This is a genomic window from Williamsia sp. DF01-3 (assembly GCF_023051145.1).
Taxonomy (GTDB): Bacteria; Actinomycetota; Actinomycetes; order Mycobacteriales; family Mycobacteriaceae; genus Williamsia.
This window is the reverse complement of record NZ_JALKFS010000005.1, coordinates 441,829-466,990: the sequence shown is the minus strand read 5'-3', so window position 1 is coordinate 466,990 and position 25,162 is coordinate 441,829. Positions and strand designations below refer to the sequence as shown.

The following is a 25,162-nucleotide window of genomic DNA, read 5'->3' as shown; positions in this document are numbered from 1 at the left end:
CACCATCCTGCGGTGGAATCGAACCTTGGTTCCGCAGGCGCATTTGCACTATGCCAACGGCATTCGGCGGTAGAAGGCCCACTGTTGACGCGCCTTGATCGGTGGGGTTACATCCGACTATGACCTACGACACACTGATTCGCCGTGGTCGGTGGTTCGATGGCACCGGCGCCCCTTCATCCATCGCCGATATCGGCATCCGTGACGGCCGGATTGTCGCTGTCAGCGCGCAGCCGCTGGATCCGGCCGACTGCCCCACCGTGATCGACGCGACCGGCCGGTGGGTGCTGCCCGGCATGGTCGACATCCACACCCACTACGACGTCGAGGTTCTCGGTGGGCCTGCGTTGAGCGAGTCGTTGCGGCACGGTGTGACCACCGTTCTGCTGGGTTCGTGTTCACTGTCGACGATCCACATCGGAGCCGAGGTGGCCGGCGATCTCTTCGGCCGCGTCGAGGCCATCCCGCGGCGACATGTGATCGCCAACGTCGACAGCCGCAAGAACTGGCGCAGTGCCGCCGAATACGTAGACGCGCTCGAATCGCTCCCCCTGGGGCCCAACCTCGCCGCGTTCATCGGACACTCGGACATGCGGGCGGCAACGATGGGCCTCGACCGGGCGACCCGCAAAGAGGTGACCCCCGAACCCGAAGAGCTCCTCCGCATGGAGAAGATGCTCAACGAGGCGCTGGACGCCGGCTTTGTCGGAATGTCGTCGCAGCAGCTCCTTTTCGACAAGCTCGACGGAGAGGTGTGCCGTTCTCGCACGCTGCCTTCCACCTACGCCAGGGCGCCAGAACTCCGCCGGTTGGGTGCCATACTGCGCACCCGCAATCGGGTCTTGCAGACCGGACCCGACATCTCGCGGCCGTGGAACGTGCTCTCCCAGGCGTTCGGCTCCCTGGGCCTCTGGCGACGTCGCCACCTCAAGACCAGCCTGCTCTCGGCGGCGGACATCAAGGCTCGCCCCGAGGTGATCCACGCGATGGGGCCGATCGCGCGGTTCATCAACAGGCTCGGCGGGAACTTTCGCTGGCAACACCTTCCGGTCCCTTTCGAGGTCTATGCGGACGGAATCGACCTGGCGGTGTTCGAGGAGTTCGGCTCGGGCGCGGCAGCTCTGCATCTGCAGACCGAGGTCGACCGCAACGAGCTCATGCAAGACGAGGACTACCGGCGCGCGTTCCGCAAGGACTACGGACGCAAGTACGGCCCCCGGGTGTGGCATCGCGACTTCTTCGACGCCGAGATCGTCGATTGCCCCGACACCTCGGTGGTCGGCAAGTCGTTCGGCCAGGTCGGTGTCGACCGTGGTGGACTACACCCCGTCGACGCGTTCCTTGATCTCGTCGTCGAGCACGGCAACAAACTCCGTTGGCGCACAACCATTTCGAACCACCGTCCCGAACTCCTCAAGAAGCTCGCGGTGGAACCGGGCGTTCAGCTGGGTTTCTCTGATGCCGGCGCCCATCTGCGCAACATGGCGTTCTACAACTTCGGACTTCGGCTGTTGCGCCATGTTCATTCGGCGGCAGAGGCCGGTACGCCGTTCATGACGATCGAACACGCGGTGCACCGGCTCACCGGTGAGCTCGCCGACTGGTACGACATCGATGCCGGGCACTTGCGCATCGGCGACCGGGCAGACCTCCTCGTTCTCGATCCCGACCACCTCGACGAGCAACTCGATGCCTATAGCGAATCAAGGCTCGAGCAGTTCGGCGGTCTGTCGCGAATGGTGAACCGCAACGACGAGACCGTCTGCGCCGTGATGGTCAACGGCGAGCTGATGTTCGAAAACGGCGCCCCCACACCAGTTCTCGGCAAACGACGGGTCGGGCGCTTTCTTCGCACCCGAACCGGTGACAGCCCGGCTCCATCGCCGCATGATCGATCCGCCCATCCAACACCTCAAGGGGTATGAGTGACGAGCACCAATGAATCCGTAGTTCTCGGCCTGTGGGCCGCTCTGAGCCGACGCGACTGGGAGGCCATCAAGGGTTTCGTGTCCGACGACTGCATATACGTCGACATGCCGGTGGGTCCTGCAGCTGCCGCGCGAGGGCCGGAGGACATCGTCAAGCGCCTGAAGATCGGCCTGGAGAGCCTGGCCGATTATGTCAACCATGACGGTCTACTGGTGGAGAACGGTCAGGACGTGATGTACGAACACACCGAGACCTGGACCTGGCCCACCGGCGAAACCGCGACCCTGGCTTTTGTGACCGTGCACAAGGTTGTCGATGGACGCATCACCCTGTGGAAGGACTACTGGGACTTCGGCGGCCTCGCCAATCACGCGCCGCCCAACTGGGTGGAGAACTTCAGTACCGCCGACATGTCGTGGATGTACGACGCCACCGGCGTCATCTGAGTCGGCCGCAGCGGGCCGCCCCACGGCCTCGATGGGACGTGGCGCACGGTGAGGTGGGTCCATGGAACGTGCCGGATAGATCGGACATACTGTCTAATTATCTTTAATCTCAGATGTTTTGGTGTTGATGATCACGGGCATACGTTCGGTAGAGCAGCATTTGCGACTGCAAATCGCCGTTCATTCCGAGCACTACTAGGAGACACCGTGACCATTTCCAGCAACCAAGTGAGCAAACTTTCCAGCGGCGGCGGAAACGTCGTGTCCGCAAGCGGCGGCAAGATCGGCAGCATCGGTCAGATCTACCTCGACAACCAGACCGACGACCCCACGTGGGTGACCGTCAAGACGGGCCTGTTCGGCACATCCGAGTCGTTCGCACCTCTCGCCGATGCGACCGTGCAGGGCAACGACATCGCCATCAACTACGACAAAGACAAGATCAAGGACGCGCCGCGGGTCGATCCTGACGGGAGCCTGTCGCCGGCCGAAGAGGACCGGCTCTACGAGTACTACGGTCTCGCAGGAACTGGCGGCGGCGTCGATGCGGGCCACGTCGGTACCGCAGCCGACACAACCGGTACGGGTGATTCCGGCAAAGGAGTTGTCGGACATGATACTTCGGGTCCCACCACGGACGATGCGATGACCGTCTCCGAGGAGAAGGTGCGGGTCGGGACCACCCAGCAGGAGACCGGCCGTGCGCGACTGCGCAAGTACGTCGTCACCGAGAACGTCACCAAGACGGTGCCGGTCAGTCACGAAGAGGTGCGCATCGAGCGCGAGCCGATCACCGACGCCAACCGCGGTGCCGCCCATGACGGCCCTGCCATCAGCGAAGAAGAGCACGAGGTCGTCCTTCACAGCGAGGTGCCTGTGGTGGAGAAGGACGTCGAAGCTGTCGAACGTGTCCGGCTGAACACCGAGACGGTGTCCGACGAGGCGACGGTCACGGACGAGGTTCGCAAAGAGCGCGTCGAAATCGACGAAGACGGCAAGAAGCACTAGCAGTCCGGCTCACGCCGCCATTCTCAATGGAATGGCGGCGTAGCCTTGTCACGGCCGTTCGTTCCGAGCGGCTTTCTGGACGATCGCGGCGATGCGCTTGGACTTGGTCTCCGGGCGCTTGGCAAAGGCGATCTGCGAGAGCCCGAACTTACGAGCACTCGGCGGAAACGCATCCCAGTTCTGGCGCGCAATGGGATCGGCATCGAGAGCTGTTGCCAATTCGGGTGATTCGACCAACGCCTCGGCATCGTCGAGCAAATTCCACAGGCCGCGGCTTTTGGCGTCGTCGATGACCGCTTGCCCCGCAGGTCGCATCCGACCCTGCGCGATCAGGTCGGCAACCCGCGCCTTGTTCGACGCCGCCCACGCACTGTCGCGGCCCCGGCGCGTGAACCACATGCCACGGCGGTGGTCGTCGATCGCCCGGGTATGGCCGTCGATCCATCCCCAACAGAGTGCTTCGCGCACGGCTTCGTCGTAGTCCAGTGGTTCGTGCCCGGATCCCTTGCGCCAGAACACGAGCCATACGCCCGAAGACGTGGCGTGGTTGTCTACCAGCCACCTGCCCCATTCGGTCAGATCCGCGGGATGCAATTGGGGTGCCTGGATGTCGGCCATGTCGGTAGCGTAGCGCCGGTGCCATCTGCGGCCCGCCGGAACGGCGAGACACCCGCCCCGGTCATCTCCGTCAGTGGCGGCCGTTGGAGATGTCCGGAGCGGGTGGGTGACCCTGGTCGGGTCAGCCGACCTCTGCGCCGCGCAGGGGTGGAGCGGCGTCGAGATCGGAGTTCTCGTCAACAGTGAATGCTCGTGAACGCGAGAGGAACCGGACACCCTCGGGCGCCTCGAGGCTGAACCCGGCACCACGCCCGGGGACGACATCGAGGATCAGCTGAGTGTGCTTCCACAGTTCGAACTGATCGCCGTTGATCCATACCCGCACCGCGGGTAGGGGTTCGGGCAGGTCGAGCGTTCCCACCAGCACGTCACGGCTCCCGACGCGGAATTCTCCGGCGGGGTAACACATCGGGGCCGATCCGTCGCAGCATCCACCGGACTGGTGGATCATGAGGCCGCCGTGGAGCTCCGACAGCTTGGTCAGGAGCTCCACGGCGGAGTCAGTTGCGACGACCCGTTCCGGTGCAGTCATCACACACTCACTTCCTGATGAAATCTCTTGTCACGCTTGAGGAAAAGCTTCGATCAGAAGAAGCCCTTGGCCTCTTGAGCGTAACCCACCAGCAGGTTCTTGGTCTGCTGGTAGTGCTCGAGCATCATCAGATGGTTCTCGCGACCGATGCCGGACTGCTTGTAGCCGCCGAAGGCGGCGTGAGCCGGGTAGTCGTGGTAGGTGTTGGTCCACACCCGGCCGGCCTGGATCTCACGGCCTGCGCGGTAGGCGGTGGCACCGTCGCGGGTCCACACCCCGGCACCGAGTCCGTACAGGGTGTCGTTCGCGATCTGCATGGCGTCGGCATAGTCGGAGAACTTGGTGACGGCCAGGACCGGTCCGAAGATCTCCTCCTGGAAGATGCGCATCCGGTTCGTGCCGGCGAAGATCGTGGGCTTGATGTAGTAACCGCCGGCAAGATCGCCGTCCAATTCGAGCGGCTCGCCGCCGGTGAGAACCTTGGCCCCCTCCTCTTTACCGATCGACAGGTATGAGGTGATCTTCTCGAACTGGTCGTTGGACGCCTGGGCGCCCATCATGCTGTCGGTGTCGAGCGGGTTGCCCTGCTTGATCTTCTTCGTGCGCTCCACCGCGAGATCGATGAAGTCGTCGTAGATCGAGTCCTGGATCAGCGCACGGCTCGGGCACGTGCACACCTCACCCTGGTTCAGGGCGAACATCGTGAAGCCTTCGAGAGCGCGGTTCCGGAAGCCGTCGTCCTGCGCCATGACGTCGGCGAAGAAGATGTTCGGGCTCTTGCCGCCGAGTTCGAGGGTCACCGGGATGATGTTCTCCGACGCGTACTGCATGATCAGCCGGCCCGTGGTGGTCTCGCCGGTGAACGCGATCTTGCGGATCCGGTTGCTCGAGGCCAACGGCTTGCCCGCTTCGACACCGAATCCGTTGACGATGTTCAGCACGCCGGCCGGGAGCAGGTCGGCGATCAAGCTCATCAAGTAGAGGATCGATGCCGGTGTCTGCTCGGCGGGCTTGAGCACCACCGCATTTCCGGCGGCCAGCGCAGGAGCGAGCTTCCAGACGGCCATCAGGATCGGGAAGTTCCACGGGATGATCTGGCCGACAACGCCGAGGGGCTCGTGGAAGTGGTAGGCCACCGTGTCTTCGTCGATCTCGGAGATCGATCCCTGCTGGGCGCGAAGTGCTCCAGCGAAATAGCGGATGTGGTCGATCGCCAGCGGGATGTCAGCGGCCAAGGTTTCGCGAACGGCCTTGCCGTTGTCCCACGACTCGGCGACGGCCAGCTTCTCGAGGTTCTCCTCCATCCGGTCTGCGATCCGCAGCAGCGTCAGTGACCGCTCGGCGACCGAGGTACGACCCCACATCGGGGCGGCCTTGTGGGCTGCGTCGAGGGCCAGATCGATGTCCTCGGACGTGGATCGGGCGACCTCGCAGAACGTCTTGCCGTTGACGGGCGACGGGTTCTCGAAGTACTGGCCCTTGACCGGTGCTGTCCATTGGCCACCGATCCAGTTCTCGTAGCGCGACTCAAAACTCATCACTGCGTCGGATGTTCCGGGATTGGCGTAAACGGTCATGATGCTCCTCTGTTACCTGTGGTGGCCCTGGTGACCCGCCCCCGCAGGGCGGCCACGTGTGACGTAAGGCACACACTATGACCGGTGCCGTTGCATCCGAGTTGCAACGAGAAATCAGCCCTCTCACCAGCGAGGATCAATCTTCAGCGTCTTGCTTTACAGGTGTATTTACACGTGTAAGGTACGCAAGACGGTCGCCGTCGCGATCCGGACCCTCTCCACAAGCTGATTTCACCCATCCTCGAGGAGCACGATGCTCGAACAATCCAGGTCGGGACGCCGATCACTGGCCGGCAGACCAAGTGAGACCGCCGACCGGCTCGTGAACGCCGCCGTCGAGGCGCTCCAGGAGGTCGGCTACGACCACCTCGCGATGCGAGACGTATGCCGCCGGGCCGGTGTCACCCACGCGACCGCCTACGGCTATTTCGCCTCCAAACCGCATCTGGTGTCGGAGGCGTTCCACCGCAGACTCCAGCAGTGGTGCGCCGAGCCACTCGTCGGGGCAGGGGCGACGACACGGCTCGAGCGAACCTTCACCGGCCTCGCGACCTTTCTGTCCGACGAGCCCGCGTTGAGCGTCGCGGCGATGGCCGCCATGCTCAGCGACGACCCCGATGTGAGCCGATTGCGAACCAGCGCAGGAGAATTGATCGCCGAGCGACTCGCCCACGCTCTGGACGACATGTACACGCCTGCCAGACTCGACGCGCTGAACATCGCCGTGGCGGGCGCGATGATGCATTCGGGTATGGGCTACATCTCCTACGAGACGATGGCGCAGCGGCTGATCCGGGCTTCGGAGTTCGTTCTGTCCGGTGCCGACAATGGCTGAGCGCGCCGCGCCGCACATCGACGGCGCCGACCTGAACTTCTACATCAGCACCGCTTACCTCCCGATCGCCGAGACCTTCGCGATCGCGAAGGCAGCCGACCGGTTGGGGTTCGACGGCCTCGGCATCCCTGACCACGTCGTGGACTTCGCCGAACTGACAACCCCTTACCCGTACACGCGTGATGGCAAGACCCGCTGGGAGCCGTTCACCGATTGGCCCGATCCGTGGGTGCTCATCGGCGGTCTCGCGCAGTGCACCAGCACGCTCCGCTTTGTCACGACCGTGTACATCCCAGCACTGCGCGACCCGTTCACAGCCGCCAAGGCCATCGGGACAGCGTCGACACTCAGCGGCGGGCGCCTAGAACTCGGGATCGGAGTGGGATGGAGCAAGGACGAATTCGACTTGCTCGGTGCGCGATTCGCCGGCCGGGGTAAGAGAACCGACGAGATGATCAGCCTGATGCGAGACCTGTGGACTCCTGGGTGGACCACATTCGACGGCGACGACTACCCGACCCCGCCGGTCGAGATGTCACCGACTCCACCGCACATCCCGGTCTTCGTCGGCGGCCTCACCGACCGTGCCCTCAAACGTGCGGCGCGCTACGACGGATGGGTCGGCGATCTCATCACCACTGCCGGAGCGGCCGACGTGGCCGAGCGGTTGCATTCCCTGCGTAGCGACGTGGGCCGGGCGGAGACGGCGTTCACCATCATCGCCCCGCTGATCGATGCGATCACTCCAGATGACTATCGCCAGGCAGCGCACACAGGCATCACCCACGTGCTGACGATGCCCTGGATGTTCTACAGCGGGCCCGACGCCACCACCGAGCAGAAGATCGAGGACATGGCGCGGTTCCGCACCGACGTCCTCGATCCGCTCCGCTGCACCTGATGCCCTGTGGTTTCGGATCTGTCGGGCAAGCCGCGCGCTAACCTGCGGGGGTGATCCGGCACCCCGTACGCACTGAGTGCTGGGGCTTTGCCATCGGATCGGCGGCCTTCGCCGTGGGTTCGGCGCCTGGATTCGCAGGCGCTGCCGGTTCCACCGCCTCCAACATCGCCTTCTTCGGCGGCTCGTGGTTCTTCACTGCCGCGGCATTGCTTCAGTTCCGGCTGTCCGGGCACCTCGGGGCCGCCTCCGCCATCACGGGATCACTCAAGGTGGGACGAGAAGTCCACGTTTCCGAATGGCTGTCGGGTCTCATCCAGTTCTTCGGCACCATCGCCTTCAACATCAGCACCGGTGCCGCGCTCATCGTGCACTCGATAGTGGATCAGGATCGATACAGCTGGCGCCCCGACGTCTACGGGTCCATCGCGTTTCTGGTGAGTTCTGCGCTCGCCGTCTTCGCCACCGACCTGTATCGACGACGTGACGAGCCCGATGCGCCCGCATGGCCCGCGACCGTCCTCAACACGGTCGGCTCCGTTGCCTTCGGCTTCTCTGCGGCCGGTGCCTACGTCGACAGCGCTGGCTCCCCGATCGCCCCGCTCCTCGATCAGGGCGGCACCTTCACCGGCGCCCTCTGCTTCCTGGCTGCCTCCCTCCTGAGTCTCCCCCGCAAGAAAGCGCCTGCGGGACAGGCGGTCGCAGGTTAGCGTCGTAGCCGATGAGCGAATTGGATCCCCACAGCACCCTGCCACCGTTGTCGTCGGTGCTCGAGTCGGTCGCCGCATCGCTCGGTGCGGCCGACTTCGACAACCGGCTGCACCTTGTCCCGGCCCACTCGGCAACAGTCCTACTCATCGACGGTCTGGGTGCGGAACTGGTGGCCGCCCATCCGACTGATGCCCCGAATCTCAATGCCGCGAGTCTGGACCATTCGACGGTGGTCGCCGCCGGCTTCCCGGCCACCACGTCGGTGAGCCTGACCAGCTTGAGTACCGGGCGCACGGTGGGACAACACGGGATGGTCGGCTACACGTTCAGGGCCGGTGCCGATGGGCTGGTCCCCCAGTCGCCGATCCTGAACACACTGCGATGGTGCGTGCACGGAGATCACGACCACGACCTGATGCATGTGGCGGTACCCGAGGACATCCAATCGGGGACAACGATTTTCGAGCGCTGCCGCGCACAAGGATTTGTCACCCGTCAGATCGTCCCGGGACACCACATCGGATCGGGTCTCTCGCGCGCAGCCTTCCGCGGGGCCGGACAGGTGATCGCCGCCGAGAAGCTCGATGAACTGCGCGTGGCGATCCTCGCCGAGATGACCGGGCGCGAACCGACCCTGGCATATGCCTATTACGGGGGCCTCGACCTCGCCGGGCACCTCGAGGGGCCGGGATCGGAGTCCTGGCGCGAACAGTTGCGCCTCATCGACGAGATGGTCGGCGCACTTGCCGATGAACTACCAGCGGGCATGCAGATCGTCGTGACAGGTGACCACGGGATGGTCGATACCTCGACCGGCCGATTCGACATCGACACCCACCACGAGCTGACGATCGGTACCACTGCGGTCGCCGGTGAGGCACGGGTACGGCACATCTACACCGAACCGGCAGCAGCGTCCGATGTACGGAGCGTCTGGCAGGAGACGCTGGGCGACCGCGCGACCGTGGTCACCCGGGAAGAGGCCATCGATGCCGGCTGGTTCGGGTCGGCAGTGACCGAGCGGCACAAGGTCAGGATCGGTGATGTGATCGCGGCGGCCCGCGGAGCGACCGCGATGGTGCGCTCCGTCGTCGAACCACTCGAGTCCCAGCTCGTCGGGCAGCACGGAGCCTGGGACTCGGCAGAGCAGTTGGTCCCGGCCATCGTTCTGCGGGGCACCCGCTGACCTGTTTGTGTTCGAGCAGGCTGTTCGGAACGAGTTCGCCGTACCGTTGGTTCGGTGAAGGCAATACGGACCACTCGACGTGCCGCCACCGGCCCCATGGTGATCGACGTAGCGTGCTGACGCTCCGGCCGGCAGTTGCGTTGGTGGGCGCGGCCCACGTGATCCCGGCCCTCGCTGTCACCGCGCTGACCGCGGCTGTCGCCTTCGCCGCCGACGTCGAGGCCCGGTTGGTCTTCGTGTTGATGGTCGCCGTCTTCAGCGGTCAGCTGATCGTCGGCTGGACAAACGATCTCATCGACCGGGACCGGGACCGGCAGGTCGGCCGGACCGACAAACCGCTGGCCGCCGGCCACCTCAGCTCCAGGACGGTGACCGTTTCGGTTGTCATCGCTGCCGTGGTGTGTGTGGTCGCATCGCTGGCGTGCGGAGTGGCACCGGGACTGGTCCACCTGGTTCTGGGCGTCGGTTCTGCGCTGGCCTACAACGCAGTTCTCAAATCGACGGTGTTCTCCTGGGTTCCCTACTTCGTCGCGTTCGGTTCGCTACCTGTGGTTGTGATGCTGACCGCCGAGCCGAGTCATCTGCCGCCGCTGTGGATGGTCGCGGTCAGTGGACTGCTCGGGGTGGGCGCACACCTGCTCAACGTGGTGCCCGACCTCGGAGACGATGCCGCCACCGGCATCGAAGGATTGCCGCATCTGTTGGGCGCTCGAAGAATCCCCTATGTCGCAGCAGGACTGCTCGTGGGCGCCACGGCAATCGCAGTGATCGCCAACGCCCATATGCCGTGGCTGTGGGCGGGACTCGGCGCGGTGGTTGTCATCGCATTGGCGACGATGCGCGCTCCTGGCCGGACCCCGTTCTATGGTGCGATCGTCATCGCCGCGGTCGATGTCACCATGCTTGTGCTGATCGCGCGGTGACCGGAACGGACAGGGCCTCAGAGTGGATTCATCTGTTGCAGCTCAGTGTGTTTCGAACGTCCAAAAACTGACGGGTCGTTGGGTCGGACGATTCGTCTTGGCGAGCCGGCACCAACCCCGTCGACTCACTGAAACCCACGTTGCCGGTGGAATGGCACGTTGCGAGGCAGCCGGAGGATCACCCGATTCGGGTGACTCGACAGCTTCGGACGCGTGCCACAGTGGCACATCGGCACCAGAGGCGCCAGGCAGGCTCCGGCGAGTGGAAGGGAGTGACGATGTCTGTGTCCGCTCGGCCAGATGGACACCACTCCGAGGTGGCGGGTGGCTCAGGACTGGTACTCACGGTTCTGGCGGCCGGACAGTTCCTCATGACGCTGGACAGTTCGGTGATGAACGTGTCCATGTCAACGGTCGCGAACGATCTGGACACCACGATCACCGGCATTCAGACCGCGATCACCCTGTACACGTTGGTGATGGCGACGCTGATGATCTCCGGCGGCAAGATCGGAACAATCATCGGTCGTCGAAAGGCTTTTGCGATCGGCTTGATGATCTACGGAGCGGGTTCGCTGACCACCGCATTGGCTCCGAATCTGCCTGTCCTGCTCATCGGCTGGTCGTTGCTGGAGGGGGTCGGCGCCGCCCTGATAATGCCGGCGATCGTCGCTCTGGTTGCCGCCAACTTCGTTGCTGCCAAACGTGCTGCGGCATACGGTCTGGTCGCGGCCTCGGGTGCGATGGCCGTCGCAGCGGGTCCACTGATCGGCGGCGCAGTGACCACCTTTGCATCCTGGCGTTACGTCTTCGCCGGCGAGGTTGTCCTGGTAGTTGTGATCCTGCTCGTGCTGGGGCGCATAAAAGAGACACCGCCTGCGAAGGTCCGCCTCGACCTCGTCGGCTCAGCCCTGTCGGTGACGAGTCTCGGCATGATCGTGTTCGGGGTGCTGCGTTCAAGCCAATGGGGATGGATCATCGCCAAACCCGGTGCCACACAGATCCTGGGACTGTCGCCGGTGATCTGGCTCCTGGTCGCCGGACTCGGGGTCTTGTACGTCTTTCTCCGATGGCAAAGTCATCTCGCTGCCACTGGTGGCGAGCCGCTGATCGACCCTCAACTTCTGCGTAATCGGCAACTCGCAGGCGGGCTGACGATGTTCTTCGCTCAGTTCACAGTGCAGGCAGGTGTCTTCTTCGCGGTTCCGCTCTTCCTTTCCGTCGTGCTCGAGCTCAACGCACTCGACACCGGCATCCGGCTGATCCCGTTGTCGATAGCGCTACTGCTGGCCGCGGCCGGAATACCCAAGTTTCGGCCGCAAGCCGATCCCCGCCGCGTGGTCCGTCTCGGCCTGGGCTCGATGATCATCGGAATCCTCATCCTGGTCGGCGGCCTCGATCCCGCCGCCAACGCGGGAATCGTCGCTGTTCCCATGCTGCTGATGGGGCTGGGATTGGGCGCTTTGGCTTCGCAACTGGGCGCGGTGACGGTGTCGGCGGTCCCCGATTCCCAGAGCGCCGAAGTGGGTGGGTTACAGAACACCGCCACGAATCTCGGGGCATCACTGGGGACCGCGTTGATCGGATCCGTGTTGATCGCAACCTTGACCACCTCGGTCATCACAGGGATCGAAGACAATCCGGGTGTACCGACAGCCGTCAAAGAACGGGCCACGTCTGAGCTCGTCGCCGGTGTTCCGTTCATCTCGGACACACAACTCGAAGACGCTTTGGAAGACGCCTCCGTCCCTGAGACCCAGGCAGAATCCGTTGTGTCACTGAACTCGGAGTCTCGGCTCAAAGCGTTGCGCGTCGCTTTCGGATTGGCGGCATTACTGGCGATCGTCGCTTTGTTCTTCACCGGCGGCCTACCTCGCGTACCCGTAGGTGCACCGACGTCCGGTAAAGCGTCAGGGACGGATTCAACTGCCTGACTCAGGTGCGTTCTGCACAACTGCTGGCCGGGCAACGAGTTCCACGACCACCATGGCGATCACCGTCACGAGAACGGTGGCCGTGACCACGAGCCCGGAGGGGTAGTCCCAGAACACCAGGACGGCAATCGCGACGGCAATGATGCTGAGACGCAACGGTATCCGATACCTCGCGGCGAACGTCTCGACGGGATGGGGCGCACGCGTACCCCTGCCGCGCAGGGATTCCACCGCATTCGAATATGCACCGCGAACAGCGCCTGCAGAACGTGAGGACCCGCTCAGATACCCGGCCAGCGCCACCACTACAGCAACGACGGCGAGGGCACGAAGCATGGAGCGCAGAGGTACCAACACCGCATCGATGAGGGCCTCCGCCGACCCGCGCGACAGCACGTCGGCCGGAACCGCGTCGAGGTACACCGACCGGCCGATGCTCAGCCCGATGGCCAGGACCACCATGGCCAGCGCGATCGAGACACCGACCAATGACATCGCACGTCGCCGAGATCCCCTGGGCGCAGCCCAGACCGCGGCCACTGCCACAAGCAAGGTCAGCCAGGGAAGGATCGCGGACGCCCTGTCGAGCGCGGAGACTGCGTTCTGCGCCTTGACCAGGTCCGGCGACCGGAAAATCACAAACGTTGTGTCGATGTCCGGGATGTTGTCCGCGAAGGCAAACCCACGATCCTTGAGCCGGTCGCGAACTTTCGCGACTATCGGCTCGAGTGCGATGCTCACGGTGCCCGAGTCGTCCACGACGATTGCCGCCCGCGCCTCACCGGTCAGAAGTTTCACCAGGGCCTCGTGCGCCTGTTTGTTGGCCTCTACCCAAAGCTCCTCGAACTCTTCGGAGCCCAAGAGTGATCTCACGGTTTGGTCGATGAACGATTTCGCCTGTTCGGTCAGCACCGGGGCCAGCCCGACGACCGTCGGGGGCACGTTGGGCGCATTCTGTGTGAGCGCGGACAGCGCCTCTCGCGTCACCTCTGCGATCTTTGCTCGCTCCATGATGACTGCGGTGATCTGGGTTGAGAGTTCGTTCTGGAGTGCGGTGTTACGGGCCAGCGGGGACACGGTCTCGACGTATCGATCGGTATCCAACACCTCGCTGCGCGCGAAGCGGGCAAGCACTCCCGAGATTGCCAGTGCGGCAACGATGATGAGGAGCAGAATGGTTGCCGTCCATCGCAGTGCCCGGCGATCGGTGGGGATACCGGAGCCGGCACCTCCGTCGAGTTGGTCGCGCCGGCTCTCTGCAACCTGTCGGCGCAAACGATCGAGCTCGGCTCGCTCGGCACGATCGAGAGGTTGATCGGCCCTGGTAGCCATCATGTTTGCCCCACATCGTCGAGAAAGGCGTCCGACCGCAGACGACCTGCTGCCCTTGTAACTCTTCGTCCTGCCACGCGGACGTGCATCATCCCTTTGGGGTGAATGCAACCAGACGCGGAGCATACGATTGCAGGATCGCGATTTGTACGAGGGAGCTATGACGATGCCAGCAGCACGAGCAGCCGACCCCGATCCGGGCGACTTCACCTTCGCCCCACTGACCCCGGCGGCATTTCTGACGCGTGCGGCGCAGGCCTTCGCGCACCGAACCGCCATCGTCGACGGCGATCTCACTTTCACTTACGCCGACTACCACCGACGCGCGCTTGCCCTCACCGGCGTGCTCGAAGACCTGGGGATCGGTGAGGGCGACAGGGTGGCGGCTCTGTGTGCCAACAGCCACGTGATGCTCGAACTGCACAGTGCCATCCCTCTGCACGGTTCGGTTCTGGTGCCCCTCAACATTCGCCTCTCTGCGCCCGAGATCGAGTACATCCTCGACCACAGTGGAGCGAGGGTCCTTGTGGCAACAGCCGAGTTCGCCGACGTTGCTGCGAAAGTCGCCACTGCAGTGGGTATTCGGCTGATCGTGGCAGGAGGACCCGACGACGAGTACGAACAGTTGCTCTCTCAGTCTCCCGGCGCGGTACAGCGCCAACCCAGCGAACGTGGTCTGTTGGCCATCAACTACACCTCTGGGACAACCGGGCGGCCCAAAGGCGTTATGTACCACCACCGGGGCGCATACCTGCAGGCCGTTTCGATGGCCTACCAGTCGCGTCTCGACCCGGGCTCGAACTACCTGTGGACCCTCCCGATGTTCCATTGCGACGGTTGGTGTTTCACCTGGGCCGTCACCGCGGCAGGCGGAACTCATGTCTGTTTGCGGGCGATCGACACGGCCGAGATCTGGCGCCTGGTCCGCGACACCGGCATCACCCACTTCTGCGCTGCGCCGACAGTGTTGACGATGATCGCCGAGGATCGTTCTGCCTCACCGCTCGACGCCCCGATCCAGGTGTCCACCGGCGGTGCTCCGCCGTCGCCCGCCCTGTGCGCCCGGATGGCCGCACTCAACGTCGAAGTGACCCACCTGTACGGGATGACCGAGACCTTCGGCCCCATCGTTGTCAATCAATGGCAACCCGAGTGGGACGCAGCCACCCCCGATGACGTGGCCGAGAAGAAGGCGCGTCAGGGCATCGGGAACATCACCGCCGGGCCAGTGCGGGTCGTTTCACCCGACGGCGACGACGTGCCGGCCGACGCCGTGACGCTCGGGGAGCTGGTGGTCAGCGGCAACAACGTGATGCTGGGCTACTACCGCGATCCCGACGCCACCCGGGCCGCGACCATGGACGGGTGGCTGCGCACCGGCGACCTGGCAGTGATGCATCCCGACGGTTACGTGGAACTCAAAGACCGCAGCAAGGACGTCATCATCTCCGGCGGCGAGAACATCGCCTCGGTCGAGGTCGAACGTGTCCTCGACGCGCATCCAGATGTTGTGGAGTCGGCTGTCGTCGGCCGTCCCGACGAACGCTGGGGTGAGGTGCCGGTCGCCTATGTCACCGTCCGGTCAGGCCACGACCTCACTGCAGCCGACCTGATCGAGTTCGCCCGAACCAGACTCGCCCGGTTCAAGGTCCCCAAAGAGATCGTGTTCAGCAACCTGCCGAAGACCTCGACTGGGAAGATCCAGAAGAACGTGCTGCGGTCGGGCCATGGAGGGTGAAATCAGGCACCGCCGTCGAATCTCTCACTGCCGGTTCTGATGCCTGCTCATCTTGACCCGCGCCGCGGAGATCACCTGCTCCCACAGCAGTTTCGACGCGGCGGAGATCTGAGCCTTGTTGAGACTCTCTTTGGCGAGTATTGCTGTCGCGAGCGCCTTGGTTCCCATATCGGCTTTGCTCTGGTGCCCCGAATTGAAGGGTGGTTGCGGGTCGTACTCGATGGCCAGCTGGATCGCTCTGGCTCGCTTGTCATCGGCGATCTGAGCAGCCAGCCACAGGGCCAGGTCGATACCGGCCGACACCCCTGCGCTGGTCGCGATCTTTCCCTCGTGCACGATTCGCTGGTCCCCCACCGGCGTGACACCGAACAACTTCAGGGCACTCAAGGTCTGCCAATGTGACGTTGCCCGCTGACCGTCGAGCACGCCGGCAGCAGCGAGCACCACTGATCCGGCACACACTGAGGTGGTCCAGGTGCTCGAGGTGTGGACGGATCTCAGCCACTGCAGTAACTGCGCGTCCCGGGCCTGATTCATCACCGAGGCGTTGCCCCCAGGAACGAGGACCACATCGGGCGACGGCGTTTCGTCCAGTGTGTGGGTTGCACCAAGGATCAACACCCCCGAATCGGCCACAACGGGACCAGTCTCGTGCCAGACGAAGCGGACGTCTGCATCGGGCAACATGCGAAACACCTCGTACGGCCCTACGACATCGAGCGCTGTGAAACCCGGGTACACAACCAGCGCAATCTGTGTCATGTGAACTCCTCTCTCATCGATAAAAATCGGCAATGCCGTCCGTCGCGGTTCCGGGTCGACAGGACGAGCCCTCACTCATCCCGGCCATCGGTTCGTGCGTATCGCTCTCGACCAATCTCGCCATCGCTTGATCTCAGGCAAACTCAGGGTATGGAGACCATCGATTACGCACCCGGACGACAGGCAGACCTCTTCGGCGACCCAGCACATCCCACCGTGTTGCTCTGGCACGGGATGCAGACCGATGCACGTGCAGCTGTTCGCCCGCTCGCAGAACGCATCGCCGCACACGGGGTGAACGTGATTGCTCCGGACTGGGATTCGCACTCCGCCGATGGCGGTCGAGCAGATCTGCTCCGATCAGCGCAGGTCGCAATGGACCGGACCGAATCTTCGAGCGGATTTGTCATCGTCGGGTGGTCACTCGGTGGCCTCGCAGCGGCCGGACTCACCATCGACGCCGACGCACTCGGAGTCCGTATCCATCACGCCGTGTGCCTCGCCGGAGCCTTCACGGCGACCAATCCGCTCACCGGTGAGAAGCTCCCCGAGGAACTGACGTCGACCGGTCAGCGACCGCCGTTCACGTTGCTGCACGGCCGATCCGACGACGTCGTACCGATCAGCTCCAGTCAAGGTTTCGCCGCCACCCTTCAGCGCAGCGACTGGCCGGTCGAACTCGTCGAACTCGACGCCGATCACGGTTCGATCGCCGGAGCGGCCTACGACGTCGCCTCCGACCACTACGTGCCCTCGGATGCGCCCGACACCGCAACAGTCACCACTGACGTGGCATCCCGTGTCGCGGCCGCCTGCGGCGTCACTCCCTGAGGTCGTCAGTCAACCAATGTGAAATTGTTGTTGTCCCAGTTGACGTCCCATGAAGTGGTCGCTGCGAAGATTCGCTGCGGCCACGAGAGGTCATAGAAGTAGCAATCGCCGTAGTTCAACGTCTTGGTCTCACCTGGCGCGATCGTTCCCACCCACCGAGGAGCGACTGGCGCCGGCGTCGTCGGTACGACAAAGACGTTGTCGGCCGCCGCGGTCCCGGTGTTCGTCACGTTCACAGGACAGCCGAAACCGGTGCCCCAGGACAGCGCCACGTCCGTGTACCCCGGTGCCGCAGTAGCGGGCGCCGCGGCAGCCCACCCTCCCGCCAAGGCCATTACACACGCCAATGAACCAAGGATGCTCCTCATCCAACCCACCCCATTGATCTCGATTTCGGATTCTTTCTGAGAAAAAGATAGTCCGGGATGAATGAATTTATCGTGGAACAAAGAGCGCATCAAAACACAATAGATTTTTGTAGCGTCAGTAATTAAATCGGTACAACGCGCATCGCACCCAGCTGAATGTGAGGGTGACACTCCGCCGCCGAGCGGCGTATTCGGCTCCCCCGACGAACCGCACGGACTCATTCGTTCCGGGGACGCGCACACCTGCCGTCACGAGATATCAATGAGGGTCGCAAAGTTTGCTCATTGCCGATCCCGGGGGTTCGCGTGCCGTATTTGAGTCTGATCGTGCTCGTTGTCATGATCGCCGCGCTGGTCGACATCATCGGCAGTGACGCCGCCGGCATTCGGGGCCTCCCCGCTGGGCGTGGCTTCTGCTGGTGATCATCCTGCCGTTGGTCGGCTCTATTGTGTGGTTCCTCGCGGGCCGTCCGGTCTCCGGCATCTCGGGCCGGGTCAGCGGTTCAGGTCGCGCCTCCGCACTCGGCTACCCCGAATACGACGTACCGGGACGATTCGAACCGCAAGACCCCGAGGCAGATGCGGAGTTCTTGCGTCGATGCCGCGAACGCGCGGAACAGCAACGACGTCAGGGTGAACTCGACCGCCGTCGACGTGAGCGCGAGGCCGACTGACTCGCTCTCCAGTTGCCAGACTGCAGCGTCCGTGGGCGTTGGACCAATTGCGCGACACGGGTCTGGACACATGTCTGGATTTGCAGGTACCGTGACGCCCCATGGGACGCGTGGACGGAAAAGTGGCAATCATCAGCGGCGGTGCGCGAGGAATGGGCGCATCGCATGCGCGGTTACTCGTCGCCGAAGGCGCCAAGGTCGTGATCGGCGACATCTTGGACGACGAGGGCAAAGCGCTTGCCGACGAGCTCGGTGACGCCGCACGCTATGTGCACCTCGACGTGGCCCAGGCGGATCAGTGGCAAGAGGCTGTGGGCATTGCCGTCGGTGAGTTCGGCAAACTCAACGTTCTGGTGAACAACGCCGGCATCGCCAATGGCAGTTCCATTCAGGCGTTCAAGCACGACAAGTGGCAGAAGATCATCGACGTCAATCTCACGGGCACGTTCTACGGAATCCAAGCCTCGACGGATCCGATGATCGCGGCCGGCGGCGGTTCGATCATCAATGTGTCGTCGATCGAAGGACTTCGCGGAGCACCCTGGGCCCACGGGTATGTCGCCACGAAATGGGCCGTCCGCGGGCTCGCGAAGTCGGTGGCACTCGAACTCGCCCCCCACAACATCCGGGTCAATTCACTGCATCCGGGTTTGATCCGCACACCCATGACCGAAAAGTTCCCTGACGATTTGGTGACGATCCCCCTTGGCCGCCCGGGTAACTCCAGCGAGGTCTCCACGTTTGTGTTGTTCCTGGCAAGTGACGAGTCGTCGTACGCGACGGGTACCGAGTTCGTGGTCGACGGCGGGTTGGTCACCGACGTGCCGCACAAGTCCATGTAGGGCACACCTGGCAGCACTCGAACTCTGATCGCAACTCGCACAACATTTCACGAGGAGACACCCATGGCGATTCGCGTCGCTCACATCGGAACCGGGAACGTGGGGAGTTTGGCCTTGACCCAACTCATCACCAGCGCGGACTACGAACTGACCGCTGTCGGCGTCTCCACAGAGTCCAAGATCGGCCGCGACGCGGGTGAACTCGCGGGCCTGGACGTCGTCACCGGGATCACCGCGGTCGGCGACATCGACGCGGTGCTCGCGACCGAACCCGACTGCGTCGTCTACTGCGCGATGGGAGACACCCGGACCGGTGATGCACTCCGGGACTGCCAGAAGATCCTGGAAGCCGGCGTCAACGTCGTCGGGTCGTCTCCCGTGATCCTGCAGTACCCATGGCAGCTGTTACCCGACAAGAACATTGCCAGGGTCGAGGCGTCGGCGAAGCAGGGTGATGCCAGCATTTTCATCACCGGAGTCGACCCCGGTTTCGCCAACGACCTCATCCCGCTCGCGCTGGCCGGGACGTGCCAACGCATTGAGCAGGTCCGCGTCATGGAGATCGCCGACTACGCCACCTATGACGGCGCCATCGTGATGTTCGACGTGATGGGCTTCGGCAAACCGCTCGACGAACTCCCCATCCTCTTCCAGCCCGGCATCCTCGGGTTCACCTGGGGCACAACGATCCGTCAGCTCGCTGCCGGCCTCGGCATCGAGGTGGACGAGATCACCGAGAGCTTCGAGCTCGAACCCGCGCCGGATTCGTTCGACGTCGCTGTCGGACGAATCGAGAAGGGCACTGTCGCGGCCATGCGTTTCGAGATCCATGGGAAGGTCAACGGCCACTCGGCGATCGTGGTCGAACACGTCACCCGACTACGCGACGACCTTCGGCCCGATTGGGCCCGCCCGGCCCAGGAAGGGGGTTCGTACCGCGTGGAGATCACCGGCGAACCCAGCTACACGGTCGACATCTGCCCCACCAGCGAGAAGGGCGACCACAATCATGCCGCGATCGTCGCCGCGGCAGGCCGCATCGTCAACGCGATCCCTGAGGTCATCGCAGCGGCGCCGGGCATCCACACCACGCTTGATCTGCCGCTGGTGACCGGTCGCGGGCTGTACGCCCACGCCTGACGCCCGCGAAGCCCGATCCTGACCGAGCTCAGCGCACCAATTTGATTGCCGCCGGGGTGAATTCCCGACTCGGGTGTGCCTTGTCGTGCTCCACCGTATGGCCGCCACCGCGGAGTTTGGCCTGGTACATGGCCGTGTCTGCATCGCTGATGATGTCCTGGGCGGTGCGCTTCTCTCCGTCGCGAATCCGGACGATGCCTACACTCGTGCGCATCCGGAACTCCTCCCCGTTGATCTCGATCGGATCGAGGAGCAGCAGGTGGATGTCGTCGGAGATGTCTTCCATGTCCTCTTCGTCGGCCCCGATCAGCACAGCTACGAACTCGTCGCCGCCGACACGCCCCACGAAATGCGGTGCGGGCAACGCCGCACGCAGCCTCCGGCTCACCGCTATGAGGGCGCGGTCGCCGGCGCGATGTCCGTGAGAGTCGTTGACGTGCTTCAGTTTGTCGAGGTCGATGTACATCACCACGTCGATGCTGCCCGAATCATGTTGTGCGGCACGGTTCTCCAACATTGTGGTGAGGCGACGCAGCACATAGGAACGGTTGGGCAGATCGGTCATCATGTCGTGGTCGGCGGCGTACTCGAGTCGTGCTGCACGCGCCCGACTCTCGGTGACGTCGGTGAACGAGATCACCACCGACGAGTGGTCGGGGTCGTTGGGGCTCAGGACAAAACCATTGCACGACAGCCACACTCTGCTGCCATCGAGGCGGTCGAAACCGACTATCGCATCGATGACCGGCTTGTGCGTGGCAGTCACGATCTGCGACGGCCAGTTCTGCGGCGGAATGGGTATGCCATTCAGGTCCACGATGGTGATGCGCTCCGCGGTGGAGCCTGCGGCCCTGCGCTGTTCGCTCTCGAACATTCGCCGAGCAGCGGGGTTGGCGGATTCGATCAGTCCGTCTTGAGAGATGAGCAGCACGCCCTCTTGGAGTGAATTGACGACCGAGGTGAACTTGGTCTCGGCTTCGATCTGTGCGGTGTTGTCCGAACAGACCACCACATATCCGCCGTCCATCTCGGAGACAGCCAGACGCATCATCCTGGGAGTGCCATCTTTTGCATAGTGCACAACGCTTTCGGCGGGTTTGCCGACACGGCGACGGAGGTTCATCGGCGCCCCCAGTACCTCGGCAACCGGACAGCCGATCGCCTCGACCGCGGTGGAGCCGTAGATGGACTGTGCGGCAGGATTCCAGCTGACCACTGTTCCGGCGGAATCGGTGGCGATGATGGCGTCGCTGACGGTGGCCACCAGCGCGACCTGATGACGGATCGCCTGCTCCGCGGCCTTGGTCGCCGTCAGGTCCCGGAAGATGACCTGGTAGGCAAGCGCACCTCGCCACTTGGTGCGGACAGACACGATCTCCATGTCGATGACCGAGCCGTCGAATCGGACCATCCGGACCTCGACTGCGTCGGTGAAGTCGCCGTCCGTCGTGAGCGAGACCAACTTCGTGGTGATCTCGCGGATCGAGTCAGGATGCATGAAGTCGGTGATCGGCCGGCCGACCAAGTCGTCAAGCGAAGTGGCGCCGATCTCCACGATCGCCGCGCGGTTGACATAGACGATGACGCCGCCGGAGTGGACGGCAATCGGATGGGGGTTGTGCTCGACGAGAGTTTGATAGTGCTCGTGCTCCCGCAACGCACGCTGCTCGGACGCGTCCTCAACGGCCCCGATGGCCTTTCCGCTGATCACGTCTCTGTTGTTGTCGCTCATCGCACGGCTGTCCCCCTCTCGATCAAGTACAGCATGCGACCCCTGAGACCGTGCTGTGAGAATCCACCAACCTGGATGAGGTTGTTTTGGAGTTGTCGCCGTGTGGAGACCGATCAGAAAGACCCGGGTGATATTCAGTGGAATTGCAGGTCCGTCGAAACATTTCCGGTCGGCCGTCTTTGCAAGTAAATAGCCACGCGTCCAGAACTGAAATCGTGCGATGCCCGGCTGCTGCCCCGTAGGCCGGCACGCGATTGTTGAGACGTCGGCGCACACCGCACAATGGGGCTTGGAATGATGGGGGTTTCCGTAGGGATCGAGATGTCACCCGCGGGAGGCGGCGACATGGGGGGCAGATGACTGTTTCACCCGGCACGTGGTTGCTGATCGCGACCTTTCGCGGTTCCATCGCGGGCGTGGTGGCCAAGGGCGACAATCCTGCGGTGCCCCCCGGTGCCGATGGGTTCCAGCAGCTCAAGCGAGTCGACCTTCCGCTGCCCGTCATCTCGAAACTCGTCAAGCCGGCCGTCGAGGTCGCGGTGGCGTCGCAGGCTCCTGTTCGCAGGGAGCTATTCCTTCGAGGGGACCGACTGCACGCGTACGCCGAGCCGGTGACCTCTGGTTCGGGGAACGTTCACGCGGTCTGGGTATGGGTCGGCGGTGCAGCCGAACCGGTGTATCCGCATGTCAGCACCGGCGCTTGGGAATGGGACCTGGAGAGCCTGACCGTGATCTACGGCCCTGGCATACCCGATATCTATGGGCGCGATTGGGCGATCGGGAAGCCGTATCCACTGCACAACACGGTCGACACTTTCTCCGAAGCGGACATGGTGGCGGCTGCCGAAGTGCTTGCGAGTCGCGCAGACGGCACCCGTTACCCGATGACCGTCCGGATCGATCGCCCATCAGATGGCCCCAACGGCAGTTCAGACCCCAGGTCGCTACGGGCGGCCACCGAGGTGGTCAAGACAGATACCGGGTGCTTCTGGCGCGGGGTGACCTGGGACGTGACCCCGTTCGACCCGCCTCGCGAAAATCCCCTCCACGCTGCCAACAACCTTCTGGCACAAGAAATGGCCGGGTGGACCGCGATCGTCTACTGGAAGCTGGATCGGTCACAAACGCATGGTGACCGCTTCCCCATCATGGTGGCCCGCTGGCAGGGCCAGAAGGTGCTCGATGGCATCTATGTGGACCCAGATACCGGGCGCGCCCGTGTTCATCCCGACGATCACGGACTCCCGCACCGTTGGGCGGAAATACTCGAACGCGAGGCTGAACTCTCGGTAACGCTTCGGCTGTGGGGCGACGACGCGCGCTGGCACACGCTGGATCTCGTCTGCCAACGAGTCAAGGGCACCGAACCGCCGGCGGCCACTGTTCGCATCACCCGACGCGCAGAGCGGCATGGAGATTGACGCCTCCGTACGCCGCCGTGACCTGCTCACCGGCGACACCCCAGCGGTCTCGTATCGGACCGCATACGTCGGCGGCAATGGAGAAGCAGATTCATCCACGACATTAAACACGTCCGTCCCGAGCGATGTTTCTATCGGGACCGATTGATCGTGACATCAATGGGCCCACCATTCACTCCAGCCAATTCGCGTAAACGAAGCTTTGGACTGTGCGTGTCCTGCGGGTCAATTATTAGACGAGTGTCCACGGCGGACGAACAGTTTCATTAATGCCCCGACGACAATGAGTCAGCGGTTGCTACGCTGTCGTCAATTGGCCAGTTCGATGAGCACGATCACGCCTATGACCAGGCCTAAAAGCGCAGTGAGGGCAAGGACCTTGATCAGATCGCCCCCGATCAAGGTCTGTTTTGCCGGCGGCACCCGGTCTGCATCGACAACTGACGCATCCTGCGGCATCGATGAATCATCCTTGATTTCCATTGATTCGTTGTAATCGTTCACGAAATACCGACCAGCTCTGATTTGTACACTTCATAACCCCCCATCCGGCTTATCTTGCCACGCCGGAGTTGTAATCGCGAGGTCGATAAGACCTACACGGTGATCTTTACCGTCAGAGATGAAGCGTCACCGATCGCTGCCGATACTGCCCCGAATGTCGAGAGACCACTTGCAACAACGGCGAGGGCTCGGAGAACCGATCACCCGAGGTTCGCCCCAGCGGGCACAACCCTTCGGCCGAGCGGTCAGAAGTGGCCAGAACATTCTTGCCAGCCGAGCCATTCATCTGTTCGGACGACGAATCACATCGTCCGCGAGACGTTTTGCGGACGGATTGTCTTTTTAGCCCGCGTACCGACACCAACTTGGCTATCTTTAGCCGCATGGCGAAAAAGACCGTCGTTGAATATGTCGACGACTTGGATGGCAAGCCGGTTCACATTGATCAGTTGCACACGATCGAGTGGTCGTGGCTGGGAGTGGACTACGTAATCGACACCAGTGCAACGAATTTGGAGAAGATAGAGAACGGCAGAGTTCCGGTCTCGACATTGCTGAGCAAGTCGGCCCGCGTAGGTGGCCGTAGGCGGTCAAGCGCACCCAAGCACCACACCAACGGCCGCCAGGGGCCTGTTGTCGGCGCCGACGAACGGACATCCATTCGGCAATGGGCCCGTGAGCAAGGCTATGACATCGGCGATCGCGGACGCATCAGCCAACAGATCACTGCCGCCTACCGGGAGCAATCGGACGGGCGTTGAACGAAGACCCGCGCTACCCGCGGGACCACCCACCCTTGGTGGGCTCCTCACGAGCTACCGACGGCACCAGCCACTGGCAATTCTCTATCGCCGAACCGACCCCACTCGAGTAGGACGAGGTGCGGTCCAGCCGTATGTGCATCTCCACGCAGCCTGCGGGGTAGCGCGCCGCCACTTGCGCGATCCTGTTCGCCCACAGCAAGTTCGACCCCAGCAGGAAGCCGTCGGGCAGCGGGGTGGCCCAGACAGCCTCAGCCAGAGCCCCTGCCTGATCGGTCGCGAACAGCTTGGTGGTCAGAGGATCGAGTCTGACGACGTAGCCCTCCTCTGAACCGACGGGTTGTGCCGCCACAACGGGGGCGGTAAGAGTGGCAGCGCCGATGACGGCCACCGCCGATGCTGCTGCTCGGATCCATCGGGTCATGTCCGCCTCATTCTTCGCGTGTATACATCGGCCGGC

25 protein-coding genes are annotated in these 25,162 nt (G+C 63.4%); 16 read left to right on the top strand and 9 right to left on the bottom strand.

Annotated features, from left to right (window positions below; genetic code table 11):
* The first annotated feature begins 119 nt into the window (after nt 1-119).
* From MVA47_RS04065 to MVA47_RS26940, 3 genes are all read left to right on the top strand, one after another.
* Entirely contained in the window at nt 120-1,925 is a 1,806-nt protein-coding gene (locus MVA47_RS04065; RefSeq protein ID WP_247206774.1) for an amidohydrolase family protein, read from the top strand.
* On the top strand, nt 1,926-2,375 hold the full coding sequence (locus MVA47_RS04060) for a nuclear transport factor 2 family protein (RefSeq protein WP_247206773.1): 450 nt from the start codon (nt 1,926-1,928) through the stop codon (nt 2,373-2,375). It begins immediately after the preceding gene.
* Between the two features lie 207 nt (nt 2,376-2,582).
* Nucleotides 2,583-3,383, top strand: coding sequence for a YsnF/AvaK domain-containing protein (locus tag MVA47_RS26940; RefSeq protein ID WP_247206772.1), 801 nt, complete (start codon nt 2,583-2,585; stop codon nt 3,381-3,383).
* Between the two features lie 48 nt (nt 3,384-3,431).
* Here the strand turns inward: MVA47_RS26940 and MVA47_RS04050 are convergent, their stop codons facing one another.
* The 3 genes from MVA47_RS04050 to MVA47_RS04040 all read right to left on the bottom strand — a co-directional run bounded on the left by MVA47_RS04050 (nt 3,432) and on the right by MVA47_RS04040 (nt 6,110).
* On the bottom strand, nt 3,432-4,001 hold the full coding sequence (locus MVA47_RS04050) for a YdeI family protein (RefSeq protein ID WP_247206771.1): 570 nt from the start codon (nt 3,999-4,001) through the stop codon (nt 3,432-3,434).
* 121 nt (nt 4,002-4,122) lie between these two features.
* The gene (locus MVA47_RS04045) at nt 4,123-4,533 is read right to left on the bottom strand and encodes a DUF779 domain-containing protein (RefSeq protein WP_247206770.1); all 411 of its coding nucleotides are present in this window, start codon (nt 4,531-4,533) and stop codon (nt 4,123-4,125) included.
* A gap of 53 nt (nt 4,534-4,586) precedes the next feature.
* Complete coding sequence (locus MVA47_RS04040) at nt 4,587-6,110, bottom strand: aldehyde dehydrogenase family protein (RefSeq protein ID WP_247206769.1); 1,524 nt, start codon at nt 6,108-6,110, stop codon at nt 4,587-4,589.
* Nucleotides 6,111-6,363: 253 nt separating this feature from the next.
* Here MVA47_RS04040 and MVA47_RS04035 point away from each other — a divergent pair, with 253 nt between their 5' ends.
* The 6 genes from MVA47_RS04035 (at nt 6,364) to MVA47_RS04010 (ending at nt 12,597) form a co-directional block, all read left to right on the top strand.
* The gene (locus tag MVA47_RS04035; protein ID WP_247206768.1) at nt 6,364-6,945 is read left to right on the top strand and encodes a TetR/AcrR family transcriptional regulator; all 582 of its coding nucleotides are present in this window, start codon (nt 6,364-6,366) and stop codon (nt 6,943-6,945) included.
* Nucleotides 6,946-6,976: 31 nt separating this feature from the next.
* Nucleotides 6,977-7,846, top strand: coding sequence for a TIGR03619 family F420-dependent LLM class oxidoreductase (locus MVA47_RS04030; protein WP_247210571.1), 870 nt, complete (start codon nt 6,977-6,979; stop codon nt 7,844-7,846).
* 50 nt (nt 7,847-7,896) lie between these two features.
* A complete protein-coding gene (locus MVA47_RS04025) occupies nt 7,897-8,553 on the top strand; it encodes a hypothetical protein (RefSeq protein WP_247206767.1) in 657 nt (218 codons plus the stop codon).
* A gap of 11 nt (nt 8,554-8,564) precedes the next feature.
* Nucleotides 8,565-9,740, top strand: a complete 1,176-nt coding sequence (locus MVA47_RS04020; RefSeq protein WP_247206766.1) for an alkaline phosphatase family protein — start codon at nt 8,565-8,567, stop codon at nt 9,738-9,740.
* Nucleotides 9,741-9,853: 113 nt separating this feature from the next.
* Nucleotides 9,854-10,663 carry a UbiA family prenyltransferase gene (locus MVA47_RS04015; protein ID WP_247206765.1) on the top strand — a complete coding sequence of 270 codons (810 nt, stop codon included), beginning with the start codon at nt 9,854-9,856 and terminating at the stop codon, nt 10,661-10,663.
* Between the two features lie 278 nt (nt 10,664-10,941).
* Complete coding sequence (locus MVA47_RS04010; protein WP_247206764.1) at nt 10,942-12,597, top strand: MFS transporter; 1,656 nt, start codon at nt 10,942-10,944, stop codon at nt 12,595-12,597.
* Here MVA47_RS04010 and MVA47_RS04005 read toward each other — a convergent pair.
* Nucleotides 12,586-13,932, bottom strand: a complete 1,347-nt coding sequence (locus tag MVA47_RS04005) for a hypothetical protein (RefSeq protein ID WP_247206763.1) — start codon at nt 13,930-13,932, stop codon at nt 12,586-12,588. The genes MVA47_RS04010 and MVA47_RS04005 overlap by 12 nt on opposite strands.
* A 163-nt stretch (nt 13,933-14,095) precedes the next feature.
* On the opposite strand from MVA47_RS04005, the gene MVA47_RS04000 reads away from it, so the two are divergent.
* Nucleotides 14,096-15,667: an acyl--CoA ligase family protein gene (locus tag MVA47_RS04000; protein ID WP_247206762.1), complete on the top strand. Its 1,572-nt coding sequence runs from the start codon at nt 14,096-14,098 to the stop codon at nt 15,665-15,667.
* Between the two features lie 24 nt (nt 15,668-15,691).
* Here the strand turns inward: MVA47_RS04000 and MVA47_RS03995 are convergent, their stop codons facing one another.
* Nucleotides 15,692-16,429, bottom strand: a complete 738-nt coding sequence (locus MVA47_RS03995; RefSeq protein WP_247206761.1) for a DJ-1/PfpI family protein — start codon at nt 16,427-16,429, stop codon at nt 15,692-15,694.
* A gap of 150 nt (nt 16,430-16,579) precedes the next feature.
* Here MVA47_RS03995 and MVA47_RS03990 point away from each other — a divergent pair, with 150 nt between their 5' ends.
* Complete coding sequence (locus MVA47_RS03990; RefSeq protein WP_247206760.1) at nt 16,580-17,260, top strand: alpha/beta hydrolase; 681 nt, start codon at nt 16,580-16,582, stop codon at nt 17,258-17,260.
* Nucleotides 17,261-17,265: 5 nt separating this feature from the next.
* Here the strand turns inward: MVA47_RS03990 and MVA47_RS03985 are convergent, their stop codons facing one another.
* Nucleotides 17,266-17,595, bottom strand: coding sequence for a hypothetical protein (locus MVA47_RS03985; RefSeq protein ID WP_247206759.1), 330 nt, complete (start codon nt 17,593-17,595; stop codon nt 17,266-17,268).
* Nucleotides 17,596-18,062: 467 nt separating this feature from the next.
* Between MVA47_RS03985 and MVA47_RS03980 the strand changes: the two genes are divergently transcribed.
* From MVA47_RS03980 to MVA47_RS03970, 3 genes are all read left to right on the top strand, one after another.
* Nucleotides 18,063-18,302, top strand: a complete 240-nt coding sequence (locus MVA47_RS03980; RefSeq protein WP_374474470.1) for a hypothetical protein — start codon at nt 18,063-18,065, stop codon at nt 18,300-18,302.
* 101 nt (nt 18,303-18,403) lie between these two features.
* Nucleotides 18,404-19,144, top strand: coding sequence for a glucose 1-dehydrogenase (locus MVA47_RS03975; protein ID WP_062796012.1), 741 nt, complete (start codon nt 18,404-18,406; stop codon nt 19,142-19,144).
* Nucleotides 19,145-19,207: 63 nt separating this feature from the next.
* On the top strand, nt 19,208-20,284 hold the full coding sequence (locus MVA47_RS03970) for a diacylglycerol kinase (RefSeq protein WP_247206758.1): 1,077 nt from the start codon (nt 19,208-19,210) through the stop codon (nt 20,282-20,284).
* Between the two features lie 28 nt (nt 20,285-20,312).
* Here the strand turns inward: MVA47_RS03970 and MVA47_RS03965 are convergent, their stop codons facing one another.
* The gene (locus MVA47_RS03965) at nt 20,313-22,016 is read right to left on the bottom strand and encodes a bifunctional diguanylate cyclase/phosphodiesterase (RefSeq protein WP_247206757.1); all 1,704 of its coding nucleotides are present in this window, start codon (nt 22,014-22,016) and stop codon (nt 20,313-20,315) included.
* Nucleotides 22,017-22,372: 356 nt separating this feature from the next.
* On the opposite strand from MVA47_RS03965, the gene MVA47_RS03960 reads away from it, so the two are divergent.
* The gene (locus MVA47_RS03960) at nt 22,373-23,437 is read left to right on the top strand and encodes a GAF domain-containing protein (RefSeq protein WP_247206756.1); all 1,065 of its coding nucleotides are present in this window, start codon (nt 22,373-22,375) and stop codon (nt 23,435-23,437) included.
* A gap of 309 nt (nt 23,438-23,746) precedes the next feature.
* Here MVA47_RS03960 and MVA47_RS03955 read toward each other — a convergent pair whose 3' ends face one another.
* Nucleotides 23,747-23,920, bottom strand: coding sequence for a hypothetical protein (locus MVA47_RS03955; RefSeq protein WP_247206755.1), 174 nt, complete (start codon nt 23,918-23,920; stop codon nt 23,747-23,749).
* Between the two features lie 404 nt (nt 23,921-24,324).
* On the opposite strand from MVA47_RS03955, the gene MVA47_RS03950 reads away from it, so the two are divergent.
* A complete protein-coding gene (locus tag MVA47_RS03950) occupies nt 24,325-24,702 on the top strand; it encodes an Lsr2 family protein (RefSeq protein ID WP_247206754.1) in 378 nt (125 codons plus the stop codon).
* A gap of 13 nt (nt 24,703-24,715) precedes the next feature.
* Here the strand turns inward: MVA47_RS03950 and MVA47_RS03945 are convergent, their stop codons facing one another.
* Complete coding sequence (locus MVA47_RS03945; RefSeq protein WP_247206753.1) at nt 24,716-25,126, bottom strand: hypothetical protein; 411 nt, start codon at nt 25,124-25,126, stop codon at nt 24,716-24,718.
* Nucleotides 25,127-25,162 lie beyond the last annotated feature (36 nt).

Excerpts from the sequence above, each read along its gene's own strand:
- MVA47_RS04000 (WP_247206762.1), top strand. The coding sequence starts at position 14,096 with ATGCCAGCAGCACGAGCAGCCGACCCCGATCCGGGCGACTTCACCTTC.
- MVA47_RS03955 (WP_247206755.1), bottom strand. The coding sequence starts at position 23,920 with ATGGAAATCAAGGATGATTCATCGATGCCGCAGGATGCGTCAGTTGTC.
- MVA47_RS03945 (WP_247206753.1), bottom strand. The coding sequence starts at position 25,126 with ATGACCCGATGGATCCGAGCAGCAGCATCGGCGGTGGCCGTCATCGGC.
- MVA47_RS04035 (WP_247206768.1), top strand. The coding sequence starts at position 6,364 with ATGCTCGAACAATCCAGGTCGGGACGCCGATCACTGGCCGGCAGACCA.
- MVA47_RS03970 (WP_247206758.1), top strand. The coding sequence starts at position 19,208 with ATGGCGATTCGCGTCGCTCACATCGGAACCGGGAACGTGGGGAGTTTG.
- MVA47_RS04045 (WP_247206770.1), bottom strand. The coding sequence starts at position 4,533 with ATGACTGCACCGGAACGGGTCGTCGCAACTGACTCCGCCGTGGAGCTC.
- MVA47_RS04010 (WP_247206764.1), top strand. The coding sequence starts at position 10,942 with ATGTCTGTGTCCGCTCGGCCAGATGGACACCACTCCGAGGTGGCGGGT.
- MVA47_RS03990 (WP_247206760.1), top strand. The coding sequence starts at position 16,580 with ATGGAGACCATCGATTACGCACCCGGACGACAGGCAGACCTCTTCGGC.
- MVA47_RS04020 (WP_247206766.1), top strand. The coding sequence starts at position 8,565 with ATGAGCGAATTGGATCCCCACAGCACCCTGCCACCGTTGTCGTCGGTG.
- MVA47_RS03950 (WP_247206754.1), top strand. The coding sequence starts at position 24,325 with ATGGCGAAAAAGACCGTCGTTGAATATGTCGACGACTTGGATGGCAAG.
- MVA47_RS04040 (WP_247206769.1), bottom strand. The coding sequence starts at position 6,110 with ATGACCGTTTACGCCAATCCCGGAACATCCGACGCAGTGATGAGTTTT.
- MVA47_RS03985 (WP_247206759.1), bottom strand. The coding sequence starts at position 17,595 with ATGGCCTTGGCGGGAGGGTGGGCTGCCGCGGCGCCCGCTACTGCGGCA.
- MVA47_RS04005 (WP_247206763.1), bottom strand. The coding sequence starts at position 13,932 with ATGATGGCTACCAGGGCCGATCAACCTCTCGATCGTGCCGAGCGAGCC.
- MVA47_RS03975 (WP_062796012.1), top strand. The coding sequence starts at position 18,404 with ATGGGACGCGTGGACGGAAAAGTGGCAATCATCAGCGGCGGTGCGCGA.
- MVA47_RS04065 (WP_247206774.1), top strand. The coding sequence starts at position 120 with ATGACCTACGACACACTGATTCGCCGTGGTCGGTGGTTCGATGGCACC.
- MVA47_RS04050 (WP_247206771.1), bottom strand. The coding sequence starts at position 4,001 with ATGGCCGACATCCAGGCACCCCAATTGCATCCCGCGGATCTGACCGAA.
- MVA47_RS03965 (WP_247206757.1), bottom strand. The coding sequence starts at position 22,016 with ATGAGCGACAACAACAGAGACGTGATCAGCGGAAAGGCCATCGGGGCC.
- MVA47_RS03960 (WP_247206756.1), top strand. The coding sequence starts at position 22,373 with ATGACTGTTTCACCCGGCACGTGGTTGCTGATCGCGACCTTTCGCGGT.
- MVA47_RS03995 (WP_247206761.1), bottom strand. The coding sequence starts at position 16,429 with ATGACACAGATTGCGCTGGTTGTGTACCCGGGTTTCACAGCGCTCGAT.